The organism is Lewinella sp. LCG006 (genome assembly GCF_040784935.1).
Classification (GTDB): domain Bacteria; phylum Bacteroidota; class Bacteroidia; order Chitinophagales; family Saprospiraceae; genus Lewinella.
Map to the genome: position 1 here is coordinate 7098733 of NZ_CP160680.1, position 25849 is coordinate 7124581.

Consider the following 25849-nt stretch of genomic DNA (forward strand, 5'->3'; position numbering starts at 1 on the left):
TCACTCTTGTGACGATAACTAAACGCCCAGGGTTGTTTAAAGGATATTAAAATTATCGAAAATGCTGTTAATATTTCATTAAATCTGGGGCCTACCCCGCTGATGGCGGGGTCGCTATGCTCCGCCCTACCCGCCTGCGCGGGCAGCCCCTTCTCTACGTTCCGGGTCCAAGGGGCTGCGCAGCGCTAGTCCAGTTTTGAAGTCGGAAGAAGGAAAGCGGAAGTAGTAGGGTGGAAAAGTGTAAGCGTGTAAAAGTGTAAGGGTTATTTTGAGTTTCCCTGGTATCAACACCCCCTGGCAGACGCCGCAAAATTATTCGTCAAGCCTTGTCGAATTCCAGCTTCGGAGCAATCAACTCCAAACCAGCAATGTCCTCCGCTCGGGCGGAGGTGTCCGACAGGACGGAGGTGGGGAATTATAAAAACAAGCTTCTCGCTAATAGAGATGTCTATTCCCCTCCGTCCTCCGGACACCTCCCGGGGGAGGACAGGAAATTGGTTTGGCTGTGATCACGTTTTGATTGGCACGTGCTAATTGATAAATACAATCTACTTGCTGCCCTCCCAACCCTTAAATTTTTCCAACCCTTACACCCTAATAAAGCCGTTTAATCACTATATCGATCCCGAAACTCACAAAATATCGCCACGAGCGTTGCTCCAATAGCTCACCATCAAATTCACGGTAGTGAGGGCCAAACTGATAACCCGTACCCAGGTAGAAGGGCGATTTCGGGATGTTCCACTGCAATTGAAAGCCAGGTTTCAAAATATTTCGGAAGGTCAACTGGCTATCTCCTGCCAGGTCTTCGCTGAGGTTGAAGGTAGCAAGACTCCCCAGGTCAATCACCGAAAAAAACAGGCTAAAAGACGGTCGATAGGCAGCATATTTTTTACCCAACAAGAAACTGAAGGTGACGCCCACCGGCATGGTCGGTGCCAGGGTATTGAAAGTTGTTTCTGCGGCTTGGGCATTGCCGCTCAAGGTTTCTTGCCCATATAGGCCGCCTACATAAGCATTGAGACCCGCCGTGAATGGCAGTTGTCGTTTTACCCGCGAGCTACCCGGAGGGTCGGCAAAAGCATTGAGCAATGCTTGTACCTGACTGGCAGAATCGGCATCCACCATACCACCAATAAAACCGCCATATTGCTGCAAAAAATGAACCAAACCATGCTGTTTACCTTGCGAACCATCCGGCAGTGTGGTCGAAAATTCTTCCGTAAGTCGGATGGTGGTCTCCAGTGTTTTATCGATGGCTTGGCGGTAGTTTTTGGTGCTGATGTAAAACACCAGATCCAACACGTTCTGACTGATTTCCGGTACCTGGGCCAAGCCTCCCCATTTTTGGGCGAGGGCATACACCGAATCCGGCTGGAGTGGATCTATCAGCAGCGGCGTCTCCAACAGCCGGTTCAGCGTCTTGATCACAAAGGCCGACTCCTGGTAAAACTTCAAAGAGTCCGGCACCTCATTCACCCTCGTAGGAAGCAGGTTCAAGTCCTGTACCGTAGATTGCACCAAAAAGGAGAGTCCATCGCGCGAAAAAGTGCCAATGCGATCAATTTTACCCAGGCTTTGCTCCATCAATCCCAGGAAAGCCGAACGCTGTGGCGCATCCAGCAACAAGCTTTGCAGTTGCCGTATATCAATGAAGTGCTGCGCCGTACTGTCGGGAGCATCCGAGCGCAAAAGGTAAAACAGATGGCTCAGTACCTCTCCCATTTGCAACAAAGGTTGCGTGTTCTCGTGGCTTCTGCTGAGGTTCTTCGCGTAGCGATTGTCCAAAGTTTGCAAGGCTTTACGCAAAGTTTCCAAATCACTTCCTAGTTGCCCACACTTATCTTCAATACTTTGCAGTTCCTTGGTTTTAATATTGCTATTCAGATAGTTAGCAATCGGATCGGGGGCCAGCGCAGCTGCACCAGTTCTACTTTCAATTCGGGTATGTAGGGCTATTAGTCGTTCTTTTACCGCTGCTAATGTGCCTTCCTGATTGAGGAGTTGCTGAAATTCAGTGTCAGTATTGCCCGGCATCGTCACCGTCAGGTTGTTAACAATGTTTTCCAGTACCTGCAACGCACCAGCTTCATCGCCTGAGAGTAGACTTTGCCACTGATTAATCGCCGTTTGCAAGGTACTTTCCAGCGTCAATTGCGCCATTTGCAGATTACCCTGTCGTTCACTCAACAAGTCACCCGCTGTTTTGGCAGCCAATTCTGCTTCTTGCAAACTGTTGTCATAAGCAACCAGTTTGTCCCGCCATTCACGAAAATATTGATCCAGGGTAGCGGTACCAAATTCTTCGCCCGCCAAACGCCGTGTCAATGCCAAACCTGCTGCACGACGATTTTGTGGACTCACCGGTTCACTAAAATATTTATCATACGACTGAAGGGTACCCATCGTAGCAACTAATGATGACGGCAATTTCCCATCCAGTAAACTAGGGATGAAAGCCAGGTCATAGCCCCCTTTATCTGGGGCTTTGAACACACTCGAAAATCGTTTCGCATTGGCCTCCGAAAGCTGAGAAGACTTTGCCAGTTGCATCCGCAAATCACCAGGAATATCCGGATCAAAGGCAAAGTTCAAGGCCCGCTCGTTCATGTCTGTCTCTGCTACTTCAATGTCTGCATAGATAGCCTGACACTGGTCTATCACCGCCTGAACGGCAGTGGTTACCGCCTGGTATTCGGGGGTGTCCTCTGCATTATCAGCCAGCAAGAGGTTACGCTGTTTTTCGGTATCCTGATAACGTTTGTACAAATTACGGGACACCAAAGGGACCGTCTCCTCAATGGGCACATTGCCCTCTTTCGTGATGGCCACCACGCTGTAAACCGTCAGTATGGAGTAGAATACCGGATCGGCCTGCAACTCGGCAAACAGATCGTCGGTGAGCAAGAGCTCCGGTAAGCGAATATCTAACAATTGCAAGTCTTGAAGGAAGGCATCCCGCAAACTCGCCAAAAAGGAATCAGAATAAGCATAATCCGTATTGCTGTATAGTGTAATAACGGTTGGAAAAAGCTTCGCTACCGTAGGCATTTCTTTACCCAATAAACGATCCAAAAACGTGACCACCAGCTCCTCTCCTGCTCGTTCTACCAAAAAGGAAAATAAACCTCGGATAATTGCGGCTTCATTGAACAACCCAACACCTCCGGAACCACCCTCCTGCTTCGCTTGTGCAGGTGCCTGCAAGGCGGCGATAGCATCCAGCGGTGGCTCCTGGTATTCTCGCATGGTCTTCAGTAAAGACAGATATTCTGCCGGATCAGTAGCTTGTTCCGCATATAAGAGCTGTAGAATTTGCTTACGAGGTCCAGCCTCCAGGCTAGCTAAGGTTGCTTGGAAACTTTGCTGAAACACCCCATCTGCTTCGGACGATAACTGAGGAAGCCCACCAAGCAGCGTATTGATCGTATTGTTGTCCTGATAGCTTTTCAGCACTTGCGCCACATCTGGAACCATCGTAGGACTGCGGCGATCATCATTGTAAAACCATAAAATAGCGGTGAGCTCGCCTAGTGCTTGGGCACGAGCATCTTGACTTGACGTAGAATCAGCCAATACACTGCTCGCTTTGGCCAGGAGCTTGGCATCCTGGAACAAACTCTGCGCTTGCAGTTGCCCGCAAAAAAGCAGCAATAAAACGATCATCTTATTCATAGTCGATAGGGTCAAATGGATAGAAGAAACTAAAAAAAACGATTCAAAGCCAGCCATCAGGCAGTGGGTAGCGGACAACGTTGCTCAATAAAATCACTGAGTTCACCGTAGTGCTTGAAAAAAGGAGGTAGCTCCTCCGAAGCTTGAAACGCATTGGCAAATCCATTGAGCAGCATCACATCTATCTCATCGGCCAACACTGATTCATCCCTTAATTTATTGGTGTAATTATCGCGCAGAGGGTCTTGTCTTTTTCGCAAAGCCTGGAAATCAGCATTGGTAGCAAGATCTATACCACGAGCCATAAAAAACTGGAAACGCCCCAGGGTTTTACGTCGGATATTTTGCAGTGCTTCCAACGCTTCCTGGTTGCGATTAGGAGCAGTTGCCGTAGCAGCTTTTTCGTCTTCTACCGTTCCGACAGCGTTGTCCAGGGAAGCTTGTAATATACCAATTAGGAGGTCTACCTGGGTGGTTAAATCATCAATATCAGGGACATTTACTTGATTGATGGCCAGCAGACAGGAAAAAACCTTGGTGCGATCAATGGTCACTTGCTTCAACCATACTTCGGGCTGCTTGAACAACTCAATTTGTTCGTCAGCCTTCTTTTGTAGTGAGGTCAATTTGGTTTTATCAACCGCAGCATCACTGGAAAAAACGGTAAACTTGTTGGTAACAATCAGTTGTGTGTCCAACAGAAGACTCTTGGCGGGAGCATTTGCATCTGCCATAGGATATGGTGTTTGGTGTTCTATAAAAGCAAGACAAAATAGATAAATTTTGCCAGTTTTAACGAATACACACCAAATAAGTCCACTTCAAACGCTACTATTCCTCTTCCACCACGACAAACCCATCGGCCAGCGGATCCAATACTTCAATTAAATCATCAAAAAAAGAACGCCCGTAACGAACATAGAAAGCGAGGAAGTTATCGTAGCGTTCTTGCAAACCGTTGCCTGGAAAGAGTTTTTCTTTGAGCTTGCGAATTTGGTTGAGGGCATTTTCGTGTTTTTGCTTTTCGGCCCGCATCAGGCGCCCTTCCAGGTTGTCTACACTTTTGGCCTGGCGGGTGTACTCTGCTTCAATCGCTTTCGCCAGGGTTGGATCAATTTCTCTGGCCTTGTCGGCGATACTTTTGAAGAGTGTTTCCAATTGTTGCTTCTCTTCCTGGATCGTCAGTTCGTTATCCGTCTGGCTTTTCACGAATTTTTTGAGCAATGCTTCCGTTTCGATAAAAAGATCAGTTACGCTCAGGTCTAATTTCTCCATGCGTTTCACCGTCCCTTGGTCGAGCCATAAAAGAGAATTTCGACGAATCAACATGGGGAAATTAAGCCCAAAGTGCGCAAATTGCTCCTTGCGTTCCAGCCAGTAGGCCAACTCTCCACCGCCGCCAATGTAGGCCAAATTGGGCATCACTAACTCCTGGTATAAAGGCCGCATGATCACGTTGGGACTAAAAAACTCGGGGTGAGCTTCTAGTTCTTTCAACAGCTCTTCTTTCGTAAAACGGTAATCGGTATTCAGCACCGCGTACTTACCATCCTCCAATACGATCCGTTCACGCAGACCATCGCGCAGATAAAAAAGATTGATGTCGCGAGCGTGAGCCTGCCCCGAAAACCCCGCGGCTTCTAGTTCCGCTTGCGCTTTTTCAATAAAAGCTTGTGAAGGCTGTTCCAGTAATTCTTCCTTCATAATGGGTATAAATAACCGCTTTAAGGCAGGTTTATTCATATCCACCACAATCAACCCTTCTTCGGCAAAAAGCGTATGGATGTAATCCACTGTCGCCATCCCGTATTGCTTATGTCGCGTATAGGCACCTTCCAATTCTGCGAAAACTGCCTGGGCCTTTTCGTCATCGCCCAGCATGGCTTTCAGTTCGGCCAAGGGGCCTTCCAGCGTAGCGGTTGACATTTGTCCGACAGCACCGTGTTCTTCATTGTGCCATTCCAGGGTTTTCCCAAAAAGATGCAAATGGTTGACTTCTTCAAAATCGTGGTCCTCGCCACCGGTAATAAATACGGGCACAAAATGCTGCTCAGGGTAATGCGCATTCAATTGGCGCGCCAGGTTGATCGTTGAGCAGATTTTGATAATAAAATAGAGGGGGCCCGTAAAGAGACTGGGCTGGTGAGCCGTAATGATCGTAAAGGTATTGCTTTGGCCCAAGCGCTCGATTTGTGCATTTGCTTGGGGGCTTTCCGCTAATTGGCTATATTGATCACGAAGTGCAGTGACTAGTGCCTGCCGATCAACCGGTTTTTTGCTTTTATCAGCGATTACTTCAGCAAACGCCTCGAGCGTCGTTTCGTATTGGTAAAAAGGGCGAAGCTTTTCGTCACGAGAAGCGTAAGCCACATCGCGAGCAGACAACTCGTTGACATCAGCAAAAGGAATGCGGTGGATTTTCATACTGAAGGGCTGGATTTTTTGCCAGTTGATGAGGGAATTCTATTTTTGAGCTAGTAGAGTTGTTCTGCTGGGACAAGTTTTGCTGCAAGCGGAAAATTTCATCCTGAAATTCGTTAGATTTTTCGCCGAATTGCCCGCATTCGGCTGCAAAATCTGCCTCGTTCAGAATAAAATTTTATCGCTTTCGCTAAAACAGCTCCCAGCAGAACAACTCTAGTATACTAAAGTTTCAAACTCCTAAATAGTTGTCAATCGTGGATAAATTTATTCTCGCCCTCGACCAGGGCACTACCAGCTCAAGGGCTATTATTTTTAATCGCGATGGGCAAATTGTGGGTGCTGCCCAGCAAGAATTCACCCAGATCTTCCCCAAACCGGGCTGGGTTGAACACAATGCCAACGAAATCTGGGAGACCCAACTGGGGGTTGCCCGGCAAGTCTTGGCCAAGACCAACATCAAAGCCGAGCAAATTGCGGCCATTGGCATCACCAATCAGCGGGAAACCACGCTGGTATGGGACCGCCATACGGGTGAGCCTATCCACCATGCCATCGTTTGGCAAGACCGGCGCACCGCCGCTTATTGTGATGAACTGAAAGCCGCTGGGCATGCGGATTATATTCGCGAAAACACGGGACTGGTCATTGATGCTTACTTCAGTGGCACCAAGGTTCGATGGCTACTCAAGCAGGTGGAAGGAGCCCGCGAACGGGCCGAAAAAGGAGAGCTTTGTTTTGGCACCATCGACAGTTGGCTCGTGTACAAGCTCACGGGTGGCAAGGTGCACGCGACGGATTACTCCAATGCCTCCCGTACCATGCTTTACAATATCAAACACCTGCATTGGGACGAAAAACTGCTCAATGTATTGGACATTCCCGCTGCGATCTTGCCAGAGGTAAAACCCTCAAGCGGCTTGTTTGGCGAAACGGTTGCGGAGCTGCTTGGTGCCGCTATTCCCATTGCGGGTATTGCGGGAGATCAACAGGCCGCACTTTTCGGGCAGATTTGTCACGAACCGGGCATGGCTAAAAACACCTACGGTACGGGCTGTTTTATGCTTATGAATACAGGCGCAAAACTGGTGCAGTCCAAAGCCGGACTACTCAGTACCATTGCCTGGGGGCTGAACGGAGAAGTCACTTACGCGCTGGAAGGGAGTGTTTTCATTGCTGGAGCTGCCATCCAATGGTTGCGTGATGGCCTCAAACTTATCGACGATGCTCCCGATTCGGAGTATTACGCCATGAAACACAGTAGCTCAGAGGGGGTATATGTGGTGCCCGCCTTTGCGGGATTAGGAGCGCCCTACTGGGATATGTATGCCCGCGGAGCCATTTTTGGTCTTACCAGAGGTACCAGTAAAAGCCATCTGATCAGGGCCACTATTGAGTCGCTCGCCTTTCAAACCAAAGATGTCCTCGATGCCATGGAAAAAGACGCTGGCCAGCCACTCACCACCCTCAAAGTAGATGGAGGAGCCAGTGCCAACAACCTCCTGATGCAATTTCAGGCAGATATGTTGGACGTTCCCGTTGAGCGCCCTTCCATCATTGAAACGACAGCCTTGGGGGCAGCCTACCTGGCAGGGATTGCCGTTGACTACTGGTCGCAAGAAGAGCTTGCCGCAAAATGGCACCTGGACGCCCGTTTTTCCCCAGACATGTCCCCTGAAGAACGAGCGAAATTGTACCGCGGTTGGCAAAAAGCCGTGCAACGTACCATGGGCTGGGAGGATAAAGAAGAAGCCTAGTGACGAGTTGTGTGCTATTGGAATATCAAAATCATAATCTAAAGTGAGTAAGTTTAAAAACATAGACAAAAAAATTAAACAGGTAGCCGAAGAACTCAATGCTAGACTTTCCATTGATAGACCGAACTATCCTCGGCCATTAATAACATTCGAGGAAAGAAGAATAGATTGGATTGATGGGAAAGTAAATAAGGCAATAATTATTCAGCCACATTTTAGCTCTACAGGGGTGGACTCATCAAAATGGTATCTTATGAATGTTGCATGGATAAAAAAGAAGGGTATTGTGCAAAAGCCCGGTTGGAGAAAAACCTTAGTAGACAAAGAGGACTTTAAAGAAATTGAATCTAGAATAGATGAACTTTTAGAAAAGTCTGTGTCAAATTTACTATCCGTTAGCATAACAGATGTTCAAAATCTATCAAAATGACGGAATAATTTATCCTTATCCCGTTACTAAACATCACCTGGCGAACTTTTCAACAACCAAAGATATGCTGCTGGCCTTAAAAAAACGCATCTTCTTTCTCATCGACGAGGAAGGTCGCAAAAAATCACCCTGGAATCGTTTTTTCCACCTGTCGATCATGAGCTTGATTCTCCTCAGCGTGACGGGAATTATTCTAGAGTCCTTTGCCCCGCTGCAGGAAAGCTACGGAATAATTTTTCAGCTTTTTGAATGGTTTACGGTAGCTATTTTCTCGGTGGAATATCTACTAAGGGTCTGGACGGCTGACCTCAAATTCCCTGATGATGCCCCTTGGCGCGCCCGGCTACGATTTATCCTTTCCCCTATGGGTTTCATTGATCTATTGGCGATCCTACCGTTTTACCTGCCTTTCTTCTTCCAGTTTGATCTACGTTTTATCCGTATTCTTCGCATCACTCGCTTGTTGAGGATTTTCAAACTCAATCGTTATACCCAAGCGTTGAAGCTATTCACCAGTGTCTTTTTCGAGAAGCGCAACGAACTGGGCATTACCTTATTTGTGATGTTTCTACTGCTGCTCATGTCGTCAACCATTATGTTCTACCTTGAAAGCGACGTTCAACCCGAACAATTTCCCGATATTATTTCCACCTTCTGGTGGTCGGTAGCGACACTTACGACTGTTGGTTACGGAGATGTGTACCCCATTACGGGTTGGGGCAAATTAGTGAGTGGCGTTATTGCCATTTTAGGCATTGGCCTGGTTGCCTTACCTACGGGTATCCTGAGTGCGGGTTTCATTGAAAAAATAGAAAGCAACAACAAGAAAAAGGCCACACCAGAAAAGGCTCCTACCCAACCTTTCAAGTATTGCCCACACTGTGGGGAGAAATTGTAGCTATGCAGCAGGAGCTAAAGATTACTTTTGTATTTCCGGCCTACAGGAACGACCTTTCCCGCTACCTCGACTTCTTGTGCGCTTCGCTTCTGAATATGCTGCTGATTGACAATAAAAGAACGGTGGCAACGCGTAAACTGACGAGGTAGCTCTTCTTCAAGACGGGTGAGGCTGGTACGTTGAAGCAATCGACCACGTACTGTGTGGAAGATCGCATAGTTGCTATCGCTCTCCACAAAATACACTTCTTCGGGTGCTAAAAAGACCTTCTGCTGGCCATCTTTTATCTCAATTCGTGGCATTGAAAATGCGGGAGTAGATCTCCACCACAGCAAGACGGCCAACACTGATGCGGGTACATAAAAAAAGAGCGTATTCATTAATACCGTTCCCCAAAAGATATCCAGGTAAATAGAGAAGTTTAAATCTCCGTAGAAGAAGAGGAAAAAAGCAGCATCCAGCTGGCTTTCCACCAAGGAAATTATCCCCAGTAACGGTAATGAACTACGAAAAAAACCATGCAAATCGGGCTTGCTCTGGCTGGTGATCAAATGTATAGTCCCGTAGCCTAAAAAGCCGTTTAGAAGTACACCGTAGAGACTAGGAACCAATAAGGAATAATCATCGCTGTGAAAATTACCGATGGTCAATTGCAAAGCAGGAAGATTGATGATGATCAAGCCAGTAAACCAAACCAAAAGGTGTATCCGTAGGCTTTGAGGAGATAGCTGGTTAAAGACTTTGATAATTCCAAGGAAAATTTGCTTGGTCGTTGACATACTCTTCTCAGTTGTTTACCCCTGTTGCTTCTTGGTGTTGATTTTTTGCTACTAATTCGCAGAAAATCACTCAAAAGACAACAAAATGAAAAATTACTATTGGTTAGTCTTCCTGTTCATGTACGCTCTAGGCAATGCTCAAGTAGATACAATGTTTACCCGTGCGGCGCAGTATGGTCACTTCAATGGCGTCGTCATCGTTCAGGATTCCCTACAAAGACAGTATGAAATTTGTGAAGGTGACGCCCGCCCCGGAATTTCTATCACTACGGATACCCCTTTTGATATTGGGTCTTTGACCAAACAATTTACCGCGGCGGCTATCCTACAGTTGGTGGACGAAGGAAAAGTGGAATTGCATACCCCTGTCAATCAATACCTTGGCGAGCTAGCCAGTAAACGCTGGCGAAAAGTTACACTTCATCATTTGCTCACCCACACCAGCGGAATTCCTAGTTTGTACCAAACGGAGCAAGGCCTTGAGACGTTTTTCCCCGAAGCGGAGCCAATTTCGAGAGCAATGCTTGTCCAACGCTTTCAGGATGCCAAGCTACAGTTTTCTCCAGGCGAGGAGTTTGCCTATAGCAATTCCGGTTACATTCTCTTAGCAGTGGTGGTAGAGAAAATATCTGGTTTGTCTTTCGGTGATTTTTTAACCCAAAAGATTTTTCGTCCCTACGGCTTATCCTCCGCCAGTTGGGGACAAACGGCCGAGTCTGCTCTTCCATACTACGGCTACCGTAGCGATTTAAAGCGTCCTGCTCCTGTGTATCACCCCTCGTGGATGGTTGGTGCAGGAGGAGTTTATGCTTCCGCGGAGGATTTGGTGCGTTGGGTAGAAGTTATTCAATCTGACACATTTTTAAACACCACGCTGAGGGAGGAGTACTTGCGTTCTCACACCCGCGCGGGTTATGCTTATGGATGGCAACGATCTCAGGAAGGGCATGTTGAGCACGATGGTATCAACACTGGCTTTGCCGCTTTTGTAAGCTTTGATCCATCCACACGACAACAAATAGTAATACTGACCAACCGAGGGTTCGAACCCATCCATCTTTATGGCAATAGTGCGGCCAAAATCCGCGAATGGGCAACGGCTATTTGGGCTCATCTTAACGGCGAATCCATTCCCTCGCTTCCTGCCAGAGTAAACCGAGTGCTTGCTCATGGGGCCTATACTTTGCCAGACGGCGACACCCTACACCTCACTCCCGCTGATACCGTTATCCGTTTGAGCATCAAAGACCGCTATCCTTCCAGGATTGTCACCAATACGCCGCTTAAAGAAACTACTGCAATGTCAGAAAAATTGACGGAGCTGTGCAGGTATTTGCGGCGCGGCAAATATTGGAAGATCGCCAAATATTGTGATGGGGAGATGAAAGTTGTTGCTTACACAGGGCTCCTCTCCGTTGGATTTAAGATGATGAAGAAAAAGACAGGAGATCTTCAGGAAATAATCCCTTATTTCGTCAACGAGCAATATGGCTTGGCGCGAATGAACGGTTCAGAAGGTGTCCAGGATATCATTTTTTACTTTGATGAAGAAGGACGCGTACAAGGCATCTTTGAACACAAATTCTATCTTCCTGAAAAACAGGTCGAAATGTATGCTTACCCAACAGCAGATGGATTTTATCTGGATGGTTTCCCTGATGGAGAAGATGCACTGGAGTTTTCTTGGCAAAATGATTCACTTTATTTTCAACAGTATGGTCGAACCCTTGTCTTACCAAAGCTTTAAGCTAATGAGAGGGTAATTTTAGCGAGCATAGAACCTGTCTCCTAAATAAAGTGTACTATTGAGAAATAACCACTCCAAGAATAGATGCACCTTACGATTGAGAATATTTTATTGATCGGCTCTTCGCTCTTATTGATCAGCGTAATTGCGGGCAAAACCTCTTATAAATTTGGGGTCCCTACCTTATTGCTCTTCCTGACAATCGGCATGTTGGCGGGTTCTGACGGGATAGGAGGTATCAATTTCGACGATCCCAAGTTGGCACAGTTTGTAGGCATTATCTCCCTGAACTTCATTTTGTTTTCTGGTGGCCTTGATACCAACTGGAATACGGTAAAACCCGTGCTAAAAGAGGGGCTGGTTTTATCTACTTTAGGGGTGCTATTAACGGCGGTTTCTCTGGGAACCTTCGTTTGGTACATTACTGATTTTACTATTTATGAAAGTTTGCTGTTGGGGGCCATTGTATCCTCAACCGACGCAGCGGCCGTGTTCTCCATTTTGCGTTCTAAAAGTATTGCCTTAAAAACCAATTTGCGGCCTACGCTGGAGCTAGAAAGTGGCAGTAATGACCCGATGGCTTACGTCCTGACAATTGCTTTCTTATCGCTGGTTATGAACCCAGAAGAGGGAGTGCTTATGATCATTCCATTTTTCCTACAGCAGATGATCCTAGGAGGCATTACCGGTTTTCTTTTCGGGTATGCCAGCAAATATGTCATCAATAAAATCCGGCTTGATTTTGAAGGGCTCTACCCGGTTTTGGTGATCGCCCTGATGTTCATCACCTTCTCAGCGACCGAAGATATTGGTGGCAATGGATTTCTGGCGATTTACATTTGTGCCGTTTATTTAGGCAACCAGGATTTGATCCACAAGAAGACCATCTTGAAAATGTTTGACGGATTGGCCTGGTTGATGCAAATCGTCTTGTTCCTTACTTTGGGGCTCCTGGTTTTCCCTACTGAAATTGTTCCTCTGATTGGATTTGGGTTAATTATTTCGCTGTTTCTCATTTTCGTTGCGCGGCCACTGGCGATCTTTATCAGTCTGTCGTTTTTCAAAATGAAGAACCGCAGACGATTTTACATCTCCTGGGTAGGGCTACGAGGAGCAGTGCCTATCGTTTTTGCGACCTATCCTCTACTGGCAGGTATTGAAAAAGCAGATATGATTTTCAATGTTGTGTTCTTCATTTCTGTTACTTCAATTCTTTTGCAGGGTACGACCCTTTCAGTGGTTGCCAAATGGCTGAAGGTTGCCATTCCGGAAACGGCAAAGAAGCTTAATCCTACCGATATGCTATTGATGGATTACCCCAAAGCAGGTATGGAAGAAATAACAATCAACACAGGTGATTTTGCGGTGGGTAAAGAGATTGTCAATTTACATTTCCCCGGAAATTTACTCATTGCCATGATTAAGCGACAGGGAAAATACATCATACCCAAAGGCTCTACCGTGATAGAAGCGGGTGATACACTGCTGGTGCTTGCCGATGAGGAAGAATTAATTCAAAATGCTAAAAAGGATTTAATCCACAGGATATAATTTTCTGAATCTTCTCTGGGGATCTAAAACCAGATCAGTATTCAACCCCCACTTCCGCTCTAATGGCATCCAGCAACTGCGTCATCCGATAGCTAAAATCCAAAGGCAATTCCGGGCATTCGATCCAACCCGCTGACAAGCATTCCTGAACACGTATGGCTTCGTAACTGTAGCCATTAGTAGCGTATTCAAAAAAGTAATTGTCTGGCCCCTGATCAGGTAGCAACACACTAAAATGACTGGGTTCGTGCCAGCGACCATGCCAATGAATGCTGCCCTTGCTGCCGTGGATAAAAGCCTCGGTTTTGGTGTTGGCACTAAAAGTACAATGGAGGTTAGCGATTTGATCGCCTGCGTAGCTGAGGATAATACTTGTTTCCGTATCCACACCCGTGGGTGCCAAGCGGGCAGCGGCTTGAACCTTGACAGGTGTCCCGAAGAGAAGTTGCGAGAGGAAGACGGGATAAAGACCGATATCCAGCAAAGCACCTCCCCCTAAAGCTGGATTAAACAGCCTGTTTTCGGGGTCCATGGTTTTAGCACGAAAGCCAAAATCGGCCTTAACACTGTGGACCGTGCCAATGGTATCCGCCGCTATCAACTCCAGAATTTTCTTGGTCGTAGGCAAAAATCGGGTCCAGATGGCCTCCATCAGAAAGACCTTTTTCGTCTGGGACAGGTCGCGCATTTGGGCTGCTTCGGCTTCATTCATGGCCCAGGGCTTTTCGCAGAGCACCGCTTTACCTGCTTCGAGGCACTGTAAAGTGTAGGTGCAGTGCGAAGTATGCGGTGTTGCGATGTACACGACATCCAATTCGGGTAGCGCCAGCAGATCGCTTACTTCCGTAAAAACGTGCGGTGCGTTGTACACCTCCGCAAAACGCTGGGCGCGTTCCTGATTTCTGCCGGCAACAGCAAAAAGCTGCGCACCCGGTACTTGTTCCAGGTCTTGGGCAAATTGGTGCGCTATTTTTCCAGGGCCGATAATGCCCCAACGAAAGGTTTTCTGCATGATGCTTCTTATTACTGTGGTCCGTAGGTTTTTTCAATTTTATCGGCCAGCGTCTGAGCGTGGCCTTCTTCGGCTTCGTAAGACCAGCCCGCAATATGGGGGTTCAGCACCACATTAGGCAGCTCCAATAAGCGCTGAAAAGCGGGTGGTTGTTGTTTGGGATCAAGGTGTACAAAAGACTGATCTTCGTACTCAATCACATCCAGGGCGGCACCTCTGACCCGACCATTTTCCAGTGCCTCTACCAAATCGGTAGTTTTTACCACCAAGCCTCGGGCCGTATTCACCAACCAAATCGGATGCTGGAAGGCCGTAAGGTATTCCGTATTTACCAGATGGTGATTTTCGGGTAGGTACGGAATGTGTAGACTGACAATATCGGCGCGGCTTTGGAGTTCTTCCAGGCTCACCTCACGGGCGTACTCATCACCGTAGTTGGTTTTGAATTTGTCGTAAGCGATCACCTCACAACTGAAACCTTGCAGGCGGCGGGCAAAAGCCTGCCCCATATTGCCATAGCCAACGATGCCTACTGTCTTGCCTTTGATTTCGTGGCCGCGGTTGCCGCCCCTTATCCACTCCCCTCGCCGTACTTGATGATCAGCACGAGACAGGTGGTTCATTAGCATCAGCAACAAGCCAATGGTGTGCTCGCCTACTGCATCGCGGCTACCTTCCGGGGAAGTAAAGACGGTGATGTTGCGCTGGGCAGCATAGTCCAGGTCAATGTGCTCCACCCCTACCCCTGATCGAGCAACAAAAGCCAACTGCTTTGCGGCATCAAGAAACTCCCTATCGATGTTGAACCGGCTACGAATTACGATACCAAATGCGGTGGGTAGCGCCGCAAAAACCGCTTCTCGGGGAGCGTCCTGCAAATCGCAACAAGCGTAGCCTAAAGCAGTGAGACGTTCCCACAACACCGGCTCAGAAGGAGCCAGAAAAAGGACAACAGGAGCAGCATTCTCTGCCATGGTGCTTATTTTTTTGCCAGTAAGCCAGCAATATCAGCTGGGGAGTAATTGATAGATTTCAGGGTCTTATTATCCCCTTGGCGGTAAACCAACCAGTGATTTCCTGATGCCTGGATGTAGCATTCCGTACCTTTTTGGCGGTAGTGTTCGGCAGTGGCTTCGGCTTCTTCCTCAGTTGCGCAGGTTTTGCTCATATTGGAGCGCTGTACTTCATCAAATAGCTCACGAAATTTTTCTCCCAGTCCAAACTCCAGCACAGCCCCCGAAAGTACATACTGGATATCGCACAGCGCATCCGCAACTTCCACCAAATCACCAGCAGCGATAGCGTCTTCCAGTTCTTGTAGCTCTTCCCGCAGTAGCGAAACGCGTAGTTGACAGCGTTCAGGAGCAGGAATTACCGGCGTTTTCTCAATAGGGTGTTTAAATGTTCGGTGAAAATCTGCAACCTGATTTAGGGCATCCAATTGATCCATTGTGGTATATTTTGGTGGCAAACATAATTATTATCTGTTAGTAAGCAGAATGATTACCATTTGTAATAAGAGAATTAATCAACTAATTGTACTTTTGCGGCGTTTCTCACTTGCTGGTTCCCAGCATATTCTTTAACAACGCAAGACTGCCTGCCCGTGGCTAACAAATATTCCGACCTGATCGACCAGACCTTCTTTTTCCCACAGGAAGGTTTCGAGTTCGAGGATAATTATCTTGAATTTCATGGCATCCCGCTTATTCACTTGATTGAGAAATACGGTACCCCTTTTAAGGTAACCTATTTACCTAAAATTGGTACCCAGATCAAGCGTGCCCGCAATCTTTTCAACCGAGCGATGCGATCGTTGGGGTATGCTGGAAAATACCACTATTGCTATTGTACCAAGAGCAATCACTTTAGCTACGTGCTCAATGAAGTACTGGACAACGACGTCAATTTAGAAACCTCTTCCACCTTTGATATCAACCTCATCAGGAAGCTTTACGAAAAGGGTAAGATCACCAAACAAGCCACTATCGTTTGTAATGGGTTTAAACCAAAGGCTTACCTGGAGGGCATCGTAGGGCTCATCAATGATGGTTTTGAAAACGTCATCCCGGTTTGTGACAACAAAGAGGAAGTTGATTACTACTCCGCTCACGTCAAGGACAAATGCAATCTGGGTATTCGCGTTGCCACCGAGGAAGAACCCAACTTTGAGTTCTATACCTCCAGACTTGGTATCCGGGCAGCTGAAGTGGTCTCTTTCTACGAAGAAAAGGTAAAAAACAACCCCAAATTCAAGCTCAAACTGCTCCACTTCTTTGTGGATACAGGCATCAAAGATAGCCTCTACTATTGGGGAGAATTACGTAAAGCCCTCAAAATCTATTGCGAGCTGTGGAAACACAATGAAGAACTGCACGCCCTCAATATTGGTGGAGGTATGCCTATCCGCAATAGCTTGGGTTTTGAATTCGACTACAAGTACATGGTACGGGAGATTGTCAACAACATCCTGATCGCATGCGAAGAAGCTGATGTTCCGGAACCAGACATCTTTACTGAATTTGGGAAATACACGGTTGGCGAAAGTACTGCCACCATCTTTAGTGTACTGGCTCAAAAGCAGCAGAACGACTCGGAGATGTGGTACATGATCGATGGATCATTGATGACTTGCCTACCAGACGCCTGGGGCATTGGCGAACGTTTTGTACTGCTTCCCATCAACAAATGGGACAACGAATACCGGCGAGTAAACATCGGTGGATTGACTTGTGATAACTCCGATTATTACAATTCTGAAATCCACGAATCACAGGTTTATTTGCCCGTAATTGACAACAAAGATAAAGAGCCATTGTATCTCGGCTTTTTCCATACGGGTGCTTACCAAGACAACATCTCCGGGTACGGTGGAATCAAACATTGCCTGATTCCTTCGCCCAAGCACATCCTGCTGGATCGCGATAAGGAAGGAAACCTTGTCTCCACCATTTACCGCGAAGAACAAACGCCGGAGAGCATGTTGGACATTTTGGGATACTAGCAGATTTTGAACCACCGAAGGCACCTAAGTTGGACTTTCGTCAAATTGACGAAAGCCGTACAAGGATTAGAGGTAGAGGGAATAGGGATTTAAACACGAAAGAACATGTTGATCATTCCATTTTCAACTCCGTTTTTTCACGCTCTTATTGGGAATTGAACCCGGTGTCTTTCCTCATCTCTCTACCCTTTACCATAGGCGTGCGAAGCAAGCCGTGTCTTACTACAGACTTTGTAAGCTAAGTTCTTGATATTGTAGAGCCTTCGGTCGTTCACAGCTCATCCCTTAGTGCAAAGGTGCTCTCCTGAAGGAAATGAATGAGTTCCGCACGTTTACGGTAAGGTTTCATTGCTTCGTAAGGAATAGGATCTCCGATATTGACCTTGATTGTTTGGCCGCGTTTATTGAGAACCTCCCGGATGAGTAGCCCCAAGCGGAGGGTCATACTCAATTTGCTGACGATATGAAACAAGGGGCTGTTGATGCCGTGAAAGTACATTGGAACTACGGGACACTTGTTTTCGTGAATCTTGCCCGCAATAAAAGGTCGCCAGGGAAATTCTTCCGCTGGGCCACCCAGGCGCTTGATAGTCGCAACCCCTCCACCGGGAAAGATGACCAATGCCTCTCCCCTACGAAGACGTTCACTGGTCAGTTGGCGGGTTTCCAGGTTGGTTGCCAAAGCCTGTGGCGTTTCGTTAAAATCTACTGGTAGAAGATGGTCTTTTAGAAAAGGTTCACGGGCCAACATTTCATTGATGAGCAAGAAATAATCTTTTCGAATTCGAGTAGTTAGGTGAAGCAGAATGGCGCCATCTACTAAGCCAAAGGGATGGTTAGCAATGATAATGACGGGCCCTTGTCTGGGTATTTTCTCCAATTGTGCCTGGTCATAGTCGATTTTTATATCCAGTCGTTGCAGCGCGCGTTCCCAAAAGTTGAAGGGGTCCGAATTTTCCTTTTTCAACTGTCGATAAATCCTCAATAAGTGGCGGGCCCCAGTAATCCGTTCCACCCCTTTGATCAGCCATTGTTTGGTGCGGGAGTCATTAGGGCTGGCGTAGCTGAAGTTGTCATCATTGTACGCATGGTCGCTAATGGTAGAAACCTTGTTTTCCATCAATCCACTTTTTGGAAGACCAGGATTTCTTTTTTCCCTGCAAACAAGTAGAGTTTCAATTCCTTGATACGGTAGGTTTGAGCCTGTTGGAGTAGGCTGAGGAAATTGTTTTCTTGCTCCATGAGGTCTCGGCAAAACATTTTGGTCGTTCCCACATTACGAAAGGTAATTTCTTTTCCCATTCCTTCCATTTGGCCGAAAAGCTCATTGCAGCCACCGTTGCCAGTGATACGACCTTCACCAGGGTAAAGCTCCAATCGGGGGCGGGGTTTCATGCGGTCCAGTTCTTCCCCGTTCATGGTCGTCAGTACCCAGATATCGTGCAGGCGTTCATCCATTGGAGCGAAAGTCGAATCTTTAGGATCGACTTCCGTTGCTGTCTTTTTGGCTTTACAGGCTACCAGCACTAGTACGCTGGTCAGAAGGAGAAGGAAGAAGAAGTTTTGCATAGGATTGGTTTTGAGGTAGCAAACATAGGGAAAAGCCATGCTTGGGTTGATGGCAAATGGAAAAAAAATAAAAAAAATTGACATCAGCACCTACCTCAGCATTCATTTCGTACATGTATCACTGAAACGGCGCTTAGCGTGCCTATTTACACCTCACTTATTATTGAAAACGGACTCAATAAAGTCCTCGTAAAAACACAATTTGATGAAAAATCTATTTTTTGCTTTAATCGCAATGGTTGCCTTTACCGTATTCTCTGGTTGTAACAAGGATGATGATGACACTGCGGTAAAAAATGAATTTACCTACGATGGCAATACCTACGACCTGGTTAAGGGTTATTTGAATGATGTAGGTTCCAATCTTAATGGTACCCATGATTTTGATATTTACCTTACTAGTTCTGGGCTTTCAAACAATAACGGTACAATTACAGGTACTGGCGATCTCATTTACCTCGATTTGAACACCAATTCATCCACCGGCTTGGAAGCAGGTACTTACAACTGGGCAAATACTCGTACTGCATTTTCCATTGTTCCTGGTAGCCAGGCTTATGTTGATTATAACTTTGCCACGAATTTAGGTACGACACTAACTGCTACCGCTGGTACCGTAGATGTCGCCATTAATGGTATGGAAACAACCATCACGTTCAACCTTACTGTGTCAGGCGGAAAGACCTTAACGGGTGAATGGAAGGGCGTATTAGAAGACATCTAATAGACTTGTTCGGCCGGGAACATTTGGGGGCTGACTTGCTCTCTTCCGCTCCCACTTCGCAACCAAAGTGGTCACGTAGCTAAGCAGGGTGACCGGGAATAGGATTAGTTTAAGGCATAGAAAAATGTTATCATGTGTAACTATGGCGAAATTTAAGAATTATGAAATCGGGTCTGATCACTCAGTGATGATTGATTTAAGCCAACATCTTCCTTCCGAGCACCTAAGCAAGCAGATGGAGAGGATAATATCCAGCTTAGATACAAGTGCCATTGAGGCAACATATAGTGGTCTTGGACAAAATGCTTTGCATCCTAAATTACTGCTCAGTATCATTTTTTATGGATATGCCGTAGGCATTCGGAGCGGTCGGAAGTTAGCCAAAGCCTGTGAGGAAAACCTTGGCTTCATTTATTTGAGTAAAAACTATGGTCCTCAAAAGAGTTGCATCAATGATTTTCGTAGAGATAACTATCTGCATTTTGGAGATCTTTTCGTCCAAGTACTAAAAAAGTGTCAGGAATTTGGTTTGGGGGATGCCACTTTTAGTATTGTGGATGGTAGCAAAGAGGAATCCAATAGCTCCAAGGGTCGGACAAAAACGGCAGCACAATATGAAAAATGGCAACAGGTACTCTTGGATGATATTGCCTCATTAGAAAAAGAGCCTTCTGATGAGGGATCTCAAAAAAAAAATAGTAGCGAACAAACGCCTGTACAAAAAAATCAGTGATGCCATTGAGGTCATGAAAACCGATGAGTCCAAAAAGACGATGAACTTAACCGATCCGGATGCCCCGATCATGAAAGGTAAAAAAGGAAACTTTGATACGAATTATAATATCCAGGTAGCCTGTAGTGAAGATCAAATTATCTCCTATAATAATGTGGTCTTAGATGGCAATGATAAAGCACAACTGATCCCTGCTCTTCAAGGCATTCAAGCCAACACTGGTCAACAGGTCCAGGTTGTCCTAGCCGATGCTGACTTTGGCACTTTCGACAGTTTTGAATACATGGACACCAACAACATCTGTGGATACGTCCCTTACCGAGACATGAATGCCACTTTTGAAAATCAACCTTTTAATAGTGTTCATTTTGACTATGACGATCAACGAGATGTATACACTTGCCCGGCTAAGCACACCCTATCGTTCAAAAGCATTAAAATAGACCGGACTCGTAATAAAGAATATCGCCAATATCGCACGACGGCGTGTAAAAACTGCCCTTTCAAAGATGAATGTACTCCTAAGAGGTCTCCTTATCGTACGATCTTAAGAGAAGTAAGACAAGCATTAAGAGACCAAATGAAGCAGCGATTAAATATCCCAGAAGGCAAAAAGATGTATAACCGACGACTACACCCCATTGAAGCCATTTTTGGCCATTTGAAATACAATCTGGGATATACTCGGTTTTTACTCCGGGGCCTGGAAAAAGTAAAAGCGGAATTTACGTTGATGTGCTTGGCCAATAACTTACGTAAATTGGCCAAGTACCTCCTTTTTCCATCAATTTGGACAGTAAAGGCCATATTTTGGCTTCTCAAGGCACAAAACATCTTGTTTAACCCGATTTTTCAAAGAACTTGGCCGGAACCAATGGATCAATTCGCAGGAGTTACACTTGCTTATTTATCCTCATGTATTCCCAAATCCTATTCCCGGTCACCCTGTAAGGCTATGTTCCCACTTTGATCGCTTGCGGGAACAAAAGATAGCAGCGTCTTCCCACCAAAGCCCCCCGGACGAACAAGTCTAATCGGAGCAATACCCCTCTGAGAACACAAGATCCCGAATATCGGCAACTGCTGGTATTCGGGATCTTGAGTTTAGATAACGTGTGATGCTATCAATGTACCACTTGCAAACGCCGCCGGACTTGCCCTTCTTCGAAAAACAGGAGCAATTGATAACTGCCACTGTTCAAGAGACGAACAGGAAGCTGGAAAGACTTGGTCGCTCCCGATGGCTTAAGCACCTGCACCACCTGGCCAATGCTATTGATGAGCTGTACTTGTTTTAGCTGCTGCCCACCCCTCCAACTAATTTGGGTGGCATCAGCTGCGGGGTTGGGATGCAATTGTAGTTGTAATTCGGCGGCTAGTTCATTGGTATTCGTAAGAATACTAAGTTCATAATTAACGATGCTATCGCAGCCATTTTCTGCCAGGAATACTTGCTGGATAAGCGTATCCTGCTGGATAACAATACCCTCCCACATACCGGGTTCGGCCAACTCAATTCCAACCGTGGTGATGGAATTGGCCAATACACTAAGGTGATAAAAGGTCGTACTGTCATAATCGGAGAACACCAGTGTTTCCCGCAGAATGGTATCCGTAGTAATCATCTGACCAAGGTACTCCTCCCCTGCACAAAGCTCTTCAAAGATGCTGGCGGACCGCTGTGGTTTGCGAATACGGTGCTGGGTAGTTCCCGTGCGGATGGGGGCATTGAAGTCAAAGAAAATATCCGCAAAGTTGAGGAGGTCTGTCTCGAAAGGGGTGTCGGGCTGGGGTTTGATTCGGAAACTGAAAAAACCGTGGCTACCGACTTCATTACTGGTACTGTCGGGCAGATTGATATCGAGGAAAATCACGCGCAAGACACGATCGTCAGAGATAAGCCATTCGTAAGGATGCGAAGCACTGAGTGGCGTGAAGGTACTCAAATCAAGGTAGGGAGAGAGGGTATCTTCGAGGATCACATTGCGGGCACGATCACTCCCCACGTTCTGAAACTGGATGGTATAGTCCAGCGGCCATTCTCGCTGAATGTAATGTGCCTCAGTCAGACCAATTGGCAAGGCTGCCTTATCATTGGGATCGTAAGGACCCACCACCTCGCGGCAAAGGACTACCCGAAACGGATCTCCCGTCCCCGTAGGCAGCAACTCGGGGAGGTGTGGCGAATCACCGGCACTACAGTTATTGGTAAACAAGCCAACTGGAGCCGGATAGGGATGGCCGGTCGTTTGGTTGAACTGCAAGTACCAGATATTATCACCAGGTGGAAGCGGAATGGTATCTGACTCCCCCGGTCCCAAGATGACGGTACCATCCAGGTAAAGAATAATATCATCGTTGACGATACTGAGCTGATAGCTGACTGGCATAGCAGTAGCTCCTTCGCCAGTATTGCTGATCAGATAAGCAGTGGTATCATTTTGACAAAGGACATCGGCTTCGAGATTGGCACCGTCCCAGTTGAGGAGCATTTCATCGCAAAGTTCATTGGGTGTGATACTGGCTTCGAAGCAGATTTCTTCCCCCAGGATCAGCTCTTCGCAGAGCGGTTCCAACTGAATGCTGACAAAGCCCTGCTCGCCAATAGCTACCTCGCCAATGGAAAAGGTAAGCGTACTGTCTGTGGCCATACTCCAGGGGAGGTTACTACTTACAGGCAGCAAGCGGGGATCGTGCAGCAAGGTAATCTCTACTTCGTTAGCAAGCGCCGTGCCCACATTGTGGTAACCAATGCTCACCGTCGATCCAAAACACTGACTGACGGTGGTGCTGTTAATATCAATCACTACGAGTGGACAATCTACCAGGGCTTCCGCAGAAAAATCTACCTGATAGGCACTCTGCTGGTCTGCTACTTGAAGCAAAGTATCGGCAGGGCAAGCCGCCCAATAACCGCTGGGAGGAAGTACCCTGAGGAGATAAGTTCCCGTATCGGGCAAGACCGAGCCGTACTGGCCATTAGCATTGGTGCTGGTCAATAAGTCGCGCTGGTCATTGGTAAGGCTCAGATTCCAGTTTTCGAGTGGGGGCAGGATGCTATCCGTTTGGCATTGAGCCGTAGTGTCCCAGCGGACGAAACCACTGAGGGTACTGGTACTGAGAAAATCGATGGGATAAGCGAGGATTTCGCGAATGCCCGTCAGTAGTTTAGGTGCTTCGTTCGGCATCAAAGTTGCCAGATTTGCATTGTGTGTAAAAGCCCCCGGGATCGATGGAAAGATCGAATAGGAGACAATAGGTTCAGGGAGGTAAGGCGCAGAGAGGAGTAAACCATTTAACTGGTTAATGCGATAACCCAAGACGCTGAAGTAATCGGGATAACCATCTTGATTCAAATCAACAACGGTTCCTTGCGCTGTGACATTCCCGTTATCCGCCAGGAAGATGGGGGCACCAAAGTAGGGATTTACAGGATCAAATAAGGACACACCTATCTTCACCGCCGATGAGGGCGTTCGTATTTTAAAAAGAATATCCACATAACCATCATTGTTCCAATCAGTAGGAAATACCTCCAACAACCTCTCGTTGAGGGGAATAGGAACCGTATCCCAGGCCAAAAAATCCAGTGGTTGAGCGGTACCTGCCGCCCATTGGAGAACATTTCCAGTTTGTGCGATAAGGTCTAAGTAACCATCAGCATTTACATCGGCCGCCCAATGGGATTGAGTGCTGTTAGGAGTAAGGCTCAAGACAAGGTCTGGCAAAAAGCTACTCGTAAACTCCCCCGTACTAGCTAAATCATTACGCAGTAGATAGTAATCATCATTATGGTTTTTGGTCAGCACATCCTGATCGCCATCGTAGTCCCAATCACGAATCACCATCTGATCAGGTAATGCAGGAAGATCCAGGCCTGTTTGAATTCCCTCACTCCAGCTACCATCAGCTTGCTGAAGCGTGTAGATGAGCTTTCGGTTAGTATTTAGTCCGAAAATGTCTTCAATACCAATAGCATCAAGTTTACCATCGTTATTCAGATCGACAAACTCCTTGGCAAATCCATTCTTCATGAGTTGATAAACTAATTCTGGTGCTCCAAAAGTACCATCAGCAGCCTGGGTCTGGCGATAAATACCATCGAAATGAGCACCAGAAGGAGAGACATCTCCGCAAAAAAGAAGATCTAAATCACCATCATCATCCCAGTCTTCCGTAGCTATTTTCGTAATCGTAGTGGTTGCCGTATTTAGAAGCTCGGGGGAAGAAAAACTCAGATCAGGGTTGCCACGTCTCAAAAAGACTGATCCGGTATAAGGACCTCTCAAAGTAATTAGATCAAGTTGGTTGTCTTGGTCAAGATCTTGAACAAGAAGCTGTTCGCCGCTATACAGGTCATCAATATGATAGGTCTGAAAGCTGAAGTTGCCAAGATTTTCTGCCCAGAAGTAGCGCGCATGGCCACCAGAAGTACTCACACTGTCGGGATCAATGGCCAAAAACAAGTCCTCATCATCATCCAGGTCGAAATCGCCAGTTGTGATACCAAGGATATCATTCTGTTGAAAAGCCAGATGGAAGGCCCCGGTACCATCTTCATTTCGCAGTATTCGCAAATATTCGCGATAATCGCCGGGGTCATCCGATTTTTCGTAATTAATAAGCAAGTCTGGATAGCTATCATTATCCAGATCGGTCGTCGTTACATTCCCCTTTACAATATCCTTCAAATCCTCATCTATGATGGTTCGCGATTTTTGCTCAAAGCATAGACTACAGGTTTGCTCGTAAAGGGTAAAGTAAATGTTTTCGCTATCAAACTCACCATAAAAGATCTCGTAGGATAGGAAACCGAAATCAAGGTCGCCATCCTGATCGTAATCAAATACTAAAAAATCGGAAATGTATTCGCTATTGAAATCATTAAAAGCATCATAAAGCAGGGTATAAGCAAAATCCTGGCCAAGACCTTGATTTTTGTTGAGATACAACTCGCGGGTATTGCTCCGCAAGATGACGATGTCCTTAAGGCCATCATTATCCAGATCAGCAATGCGGAAGAAGTGATCATCCTGAACATTATTACCGAAACTTACTTGTCCATCGGTAGCAAAATTACCGCTCCCATCGTTGGGCCAAAAGGGATTTGTACCCGCAGCTATGTTTCCAGGTACCAGGTCTGGATCACCATCATTATCCATATCGTTGAGTACAAAATTGATGGCGAGGTCCGGTAACCCCCACCAAGTCGTGTCACCAAAAGGTACGGGTGTACTGAAATTGCCATTCCCGTCCTGGTTGAAAAAAGCAAGGTAGGAGCCATTGTAGCCAAAACGGTTGCCAATAAAATCCAGGTCGCCATCCTGGTCCAGATCGGCAAATTGAATATCATCAAGGTATTGCTGATCAAGCATCACTTGTACCTGGTCGCGATAGAGCTGGGCCGATAAAACCAGGAACAAACTGCTAAGAAGAAGGGTAAGGAGTGATTTCATCATGGGGATCATTTTTTTCTTATTACCAAAGATGCAATCAGTAGCTTATTAAAAAAAGAACATTGTTTATAAAAAAAACATAATAAAACATCC

19 protein-coding genes are annotated in these 25849 nt (G+C 46.5%); 9 read left to right on the forward strand and 10 right to left on the reverse strand.

Annotated elements, in window-relative coordinates:
• Positions 1–594 precede the first annotated feature (594 nt).
• The 3 genes from AB0L18_RS26040 to bshC all read right to left on the reverse strand — a co-directional run bounded on the left by AB0L18_RS26040 (position 595) and on the right by bshC (position 6099).
• A complete protein-coding gene (locus AB0L18_RS26040) occupies positions 595–3675 on the reverse strand; it encodes a hypothetical protein (RefSeq protein ID WP_367390252.1) in 3081 nt (1026 codons plus the stop codon).
• Between the two features lie 56 nt (positions 3676–3731).
• Positions 3732–4409: a hypothetical protein gene (locus AB0L18_RS26045; RefSeq protein WP_367390253.1), complete on the reverse strand. Its 678-nt coding sequence runs from the start codon at positions 4407–4409 to the stop codon at positions 3732–3734.
• Between the two features lie 97 nt (positions 4410–4506).
• On the reverse strand, positions 4507–6099 hold the full coding sequence (gene bshC, locus AB0L18_RS26050) for a bacillithiol biosynthesis cysteine-adding enzyme BshC (RefSeq protein WP_367390254.1): 1593 nt from the start codon (positions 6097–6099) through the stop codon (positions 4507–4509).
• A 254-nt stretch (positions 6100–6353) separates the two neighbouring features.
• On the opposite strand from bshC, the gene glpK reads away from it, so the two are divergent.
• The 3 genes from glpK to AB0L18_RS26065 are packed head-to-tail and all read left to right on the forward strand — an operon-like array spanning position 6354 to position 9181.
• Positions 6354–7853 (forward strand): glycerol kinase GlpK, encoded by a 1500-nt coding sequence (gene glpK / locus AB0L18_RS26055; protein ID WP_367390255.1) that lies wholly within the window; start codon positions 6354–6356, stop codon positions 7851–7853.
• A gap of 43 nt (positions 7854–7896) precedes the next feature.
• A complete protein-coding gene (locus tag AB0L18_RS26060; RefSeq protein ID WP_367390256.1) occupies positions 7897–8283 on the forward strand; it encodes a hypothetical protein in 387 nt (128 codons plus the stop codon).
• Entirely contained in the window at positions 8261–9181 is a 921-nt protein-coding gene (locus AB0L18_RS26065) for an ion transporter (protein WP_367390257.1), read from the forward strand. Before AB0L18_RS26060 ends, AB0L18_RS26065 begins: the two co-directional genes overlap by 23 nt.
• 14 nt (positions 9182–9195) lie before the next feature.
• Here the strand turns inward: AB0L18_RS26065 and AB0L18_RS26070 are convergent, their stop codons facing one another.
• Complete coding sequence (locus AB0L18_RS26070) at positions 9196–9960, reverse strand: LytR/AlgR family response regulator transcription factor (RefSeq protein ID WP_367390258.1); 765 nt, start codon at positions 9958–9960, stop codon at positions 9196–9198.
• Between the two features lie 85 nt (positions 9961–10045).
• Between AB0L18_RS26070 and AB0L18_RS26075 the strand changes: the two genes are divergently transcribed.
• Both AB0L18_RS26075 and AB0L18_RS26080 read left to right on the forward strand, forming a co-directional pair.
• Positions 10046–11707 carry a serine hydrolase domain-containing protein gene (locus AB0L18_RS26075; RefSeq protein ID WP_367390259.1) on the forward strand — a complete coding sequence of 554 codons (1662 nt, stop codon included), beginning with the start codon at positions 10046–10048 and terminating at the stop codon, positions 11705–11707.
• 84 nt (positions 11708–11791) lie between these two features.
• Positions 11792–13258 (forward strand): potassium/proton antiporter, encoded by a 1467-nt coding sequence (locus AB0L18_RS26080; protein ID WP_367390260.1) that lies wholly within the window; start codon positions 11792–11794, stop codon positions 13256–13258.
• 34 nt (positions 13259–13292) lie between these two features.
• Here AB0L18_RS26080 and AB0L18_RS26085 read toward each other — a convergent pair whose 3' ends face one another.
• Genes AB0L18_RS26085 through AB0L18_RS26095 form a run of 3 tightly spaced genes read right to left on the reverse strand, consistent with a single transcriptional unit; the run spans position 13293 to position 15720 of the window.
• Positions 13293–14270, reverse strand: a complete 978-nt coding sequence (locus AB0L18_RS26085) for a Gfo/Idh/MocA family protein (RefSeq protein ID WP_367390261.1) — start codon at positions 14268–14270, stop codon at positions 13293–13295.
• 11 nt (positions 14271–14281) lie between these two features.
• The gene (locus tag AB0L18_RS26090) at positions 14282–15244 is read right to left on the reverse strand and encodes an NAD(P)-dependent oxidoreductase (protein WP_367390262.1); all 963 of its coding nucleotides are present in this window, start codon (positions 15242–15244) and stop codon (positions 14282–14284) included.
• A gap of 5 nt (positions 15245–15249) precedes the next feature.
• Positions 15250–15720, reverse strand: coding sequence for a hypothetical protein (locus AB0L18_RS26095; protein ID WP_367390263.1), 471 nt, complete (start codon positions 15718–15720; stop codon positions 15250–15252).
• Between the two features lie 156 nt (positions 15721–15876).
• On the opposite strand from AB0L18_RS26095, the gene AB0L18_RS26100 reads away from it, so the two are divergent.
• Positions 15877–17274: an arginine decarboxylase gene (locus AB0L18_RS26100; protein ID WP_367390264.1), complete on the forward strand. Its 1398-nt coding sequence runs from the start codon at positions 15877–15879 to the stop codon at positions 17272–17274.
• 271 nt (positions 17275–17545) lie between these two features.
• On the opposite strand, the gene AB0L18_RS26105 is transcribed toward AB0L18_RS26100, so the two are convergent.
• Positions 17546–18394 (reverse strand): lysophospholipid acyltransferase family protein, encoded by an 849-nt coding sequence (locus AB0L18_RS26105; RefSeq protein WP_367390265.1) that lies wholly within the window; start codon positions 18392–18394, stop codon positions 17546–17548.
• Positions 18394–18843, reverse strand: coding sequence for an META domain-containing protein (locus tag AB0L18_RS26110; RefSeq protein ID WP_367390266.1), 450 nt, complete (start codon positions 18841–18843; stop codon positions 18394–18396). Before AB0L18_RS26110 ends, AB0L18_RS26105 begins: the two co-directional genes overlap by 1 nt.
• A gap of 205 nt (positions 18844–19048) precedes the next feature.
• On the opposite strand from AB0L18_RS26110, the gene AB0L18_RS26115 reads away from it, so the two are divergent.
• The 3 genes from AB0L18_RS26115 (at position 19049) to AB0L18_RS26125 (ending at position 21270) form a co-directional block, all read left to right on the forward strand.
• Complete coding sequence (locus tag AB0L18_RS26115) at positions 19049–19567, forward strand: hypothetical protein (protein WP_367390267.1); 519 nt, start codon at positions 19049–19051, stop codon at positions 19565–19567.
• A gap of 142 nt (positions 19568–19709) precedes the next feature.
• Positions 19710–20300, forward strand: a complete 591-nt coding sequence (locus tag AB0L18_RS26120; protein ID WP_367390268.1) for a transposase — start codon at positions 19710–19712, stop codon at positions 20298–20300.
• The gene (locus AB0L18_RS26125; RefSeq protein WP_367390269.1) at positions 20242–21270 is read left to right on the forward strand and encodes a transposase; all 1029 of its coding nucleotides are present in this window, start codon (positions 20242–20244) and stop codon (positions 21268–21270) included. The genes AB0L18_RS26120 and AB0L18_RS26125 overlap by 59 nt, the downstream gene beginning before the upstream one ends.
• Before the next feature lie 154 nt (positions 21271–21424).
• Here the strand turns inward: AB0L18_RS26125 and AB0L18_RS26130 are convergent, their stop codons facing one another.
• On the reverse strand, positions 21425–25759 hold the full coding sequence (locus AB0L18_RS26130) for a T9SS type A sorting domain-containing protein (RefSeq protein WP_367390270.1): 4335 nt from the start codon (positions 25757–25759) through the stop codon (positions 21425–21427).
• Between the last annotated feature and the right edge of the window lie 90 nt (positions 25760–25849).

Bases quoted from the DNA above. Each gene is read 5' to 3' on its own strand.
- AB0L18_RS26040 (WP_367390252.1), bottom strand. From the start codon at position 3,675: ATGAATAAGATGATCGTTTTATTGCTGCTTTTTTGCGGGCAACTGCAA.
- AB0L18_RS26045 (WP_367390253.1), bottom strand. From the start codon at position 4,409: ATGGCAGATGCAAATGCTCCCGCCAAGAGTCTTCTGTTGGACACACAA.
- bshC (WP_367390254.1), bottom strand. From the start codon at position 6,099: ATGAAAATCCACCGCATTCCTTTTGCTGATGTCAACGAGTTGTCTGCT.
- AB0L18_RS26065 (WP_367390257.1), top strand. From the start codon at position 8,261: ATGTTCAAAATCTATCAAAATGACGGAATAATTTATCCTTATCCCGTT.
- AB0L18_RS26070 (WP_367390258.1), bottom strand. From the start codon at position 9,960: ATGTCAACGACCAAGCAAATTTTCCTTGGAATTATCAAAGTCTTTAAC.
- AB0L18_RS26075 (WP_367390259.1), top strand. From the start codon at position 10,046: ATGAAAAATTACTATTGGTTAGTCTTCCTGTTCATGTACGCTCTAGGC.
- AB0L18_RS26080 (WP_367390260.1), top strand. From the start codon at position 11,792: ATGCACCTTACGATTGAGAATATTTTATTGATCGGCTCTTCGCTCTTA.
- AB0L18_RS26085 (WP_367390261.1), bottom strand. From the start codon at position 14,270: ATGCAGAAAACCTTTCGTTGGGGCATTATCGGCCCTGGAAAAATAGCG.
- AB0L18_RS26090 (WP_367390262.1), bottom strand. From the start codon at position 15,244: ATGGCAGAGAATGCTGCTCCTGTTGTCCTTTTTCTGGCTCCTTCTGAG.
- AB0L18_RS26095 (WP_367390263.1), bottom strand. From the start codon at position 15,720: ATGGATCAATTGGATGCCCTAAATCAGGTTGCAGATTTTCACCGAACA.
- AB0L18_RS26105 (WP_367390265.1), bottom strand. From the start codon at position 18,394: ATGGAAAACAAGGTTTCTACCATTAGCGACCATGCGTACAATGATGAC.
- AB0L18_RS26110 (WP_367390266.1), bottom strand. From the start codon at position 18,843: ATGCAAAACTTCTTCTTCCTTCTCCTTCTGACCAGCGTACTAGTGCTG.
- AB0L18_RS26115 (WP_367390267.1), top strand. From the start codon at position 19,049: ATGAAAAATCTATTTTTTGCTTTAATCGCAATGGTTGCCTTTACCGTA.
- AB0L18_RS26120 (WP_367390268.1), top strand. From the start codon at position 19,710: ATGGCGAAATTTAAGAATTATGAAATCGGGTCTGATCACTCAGTGATG.
- AB0L18_RS26125 (WP_367390269.1), top strand. From the start codon at position 20,242: ATGAGGGATCTCAAAAAAAAAATAGTAGCGAACAAACGCCTGTACAAA.
- AB0L18_RS26130 (WP_367390270.1), bottom strand. From the start codon at position 25,759: ATGATGAAATCACTCCTTACCCTTCTTCTTAGCAGTTTGTTCCTGGTT.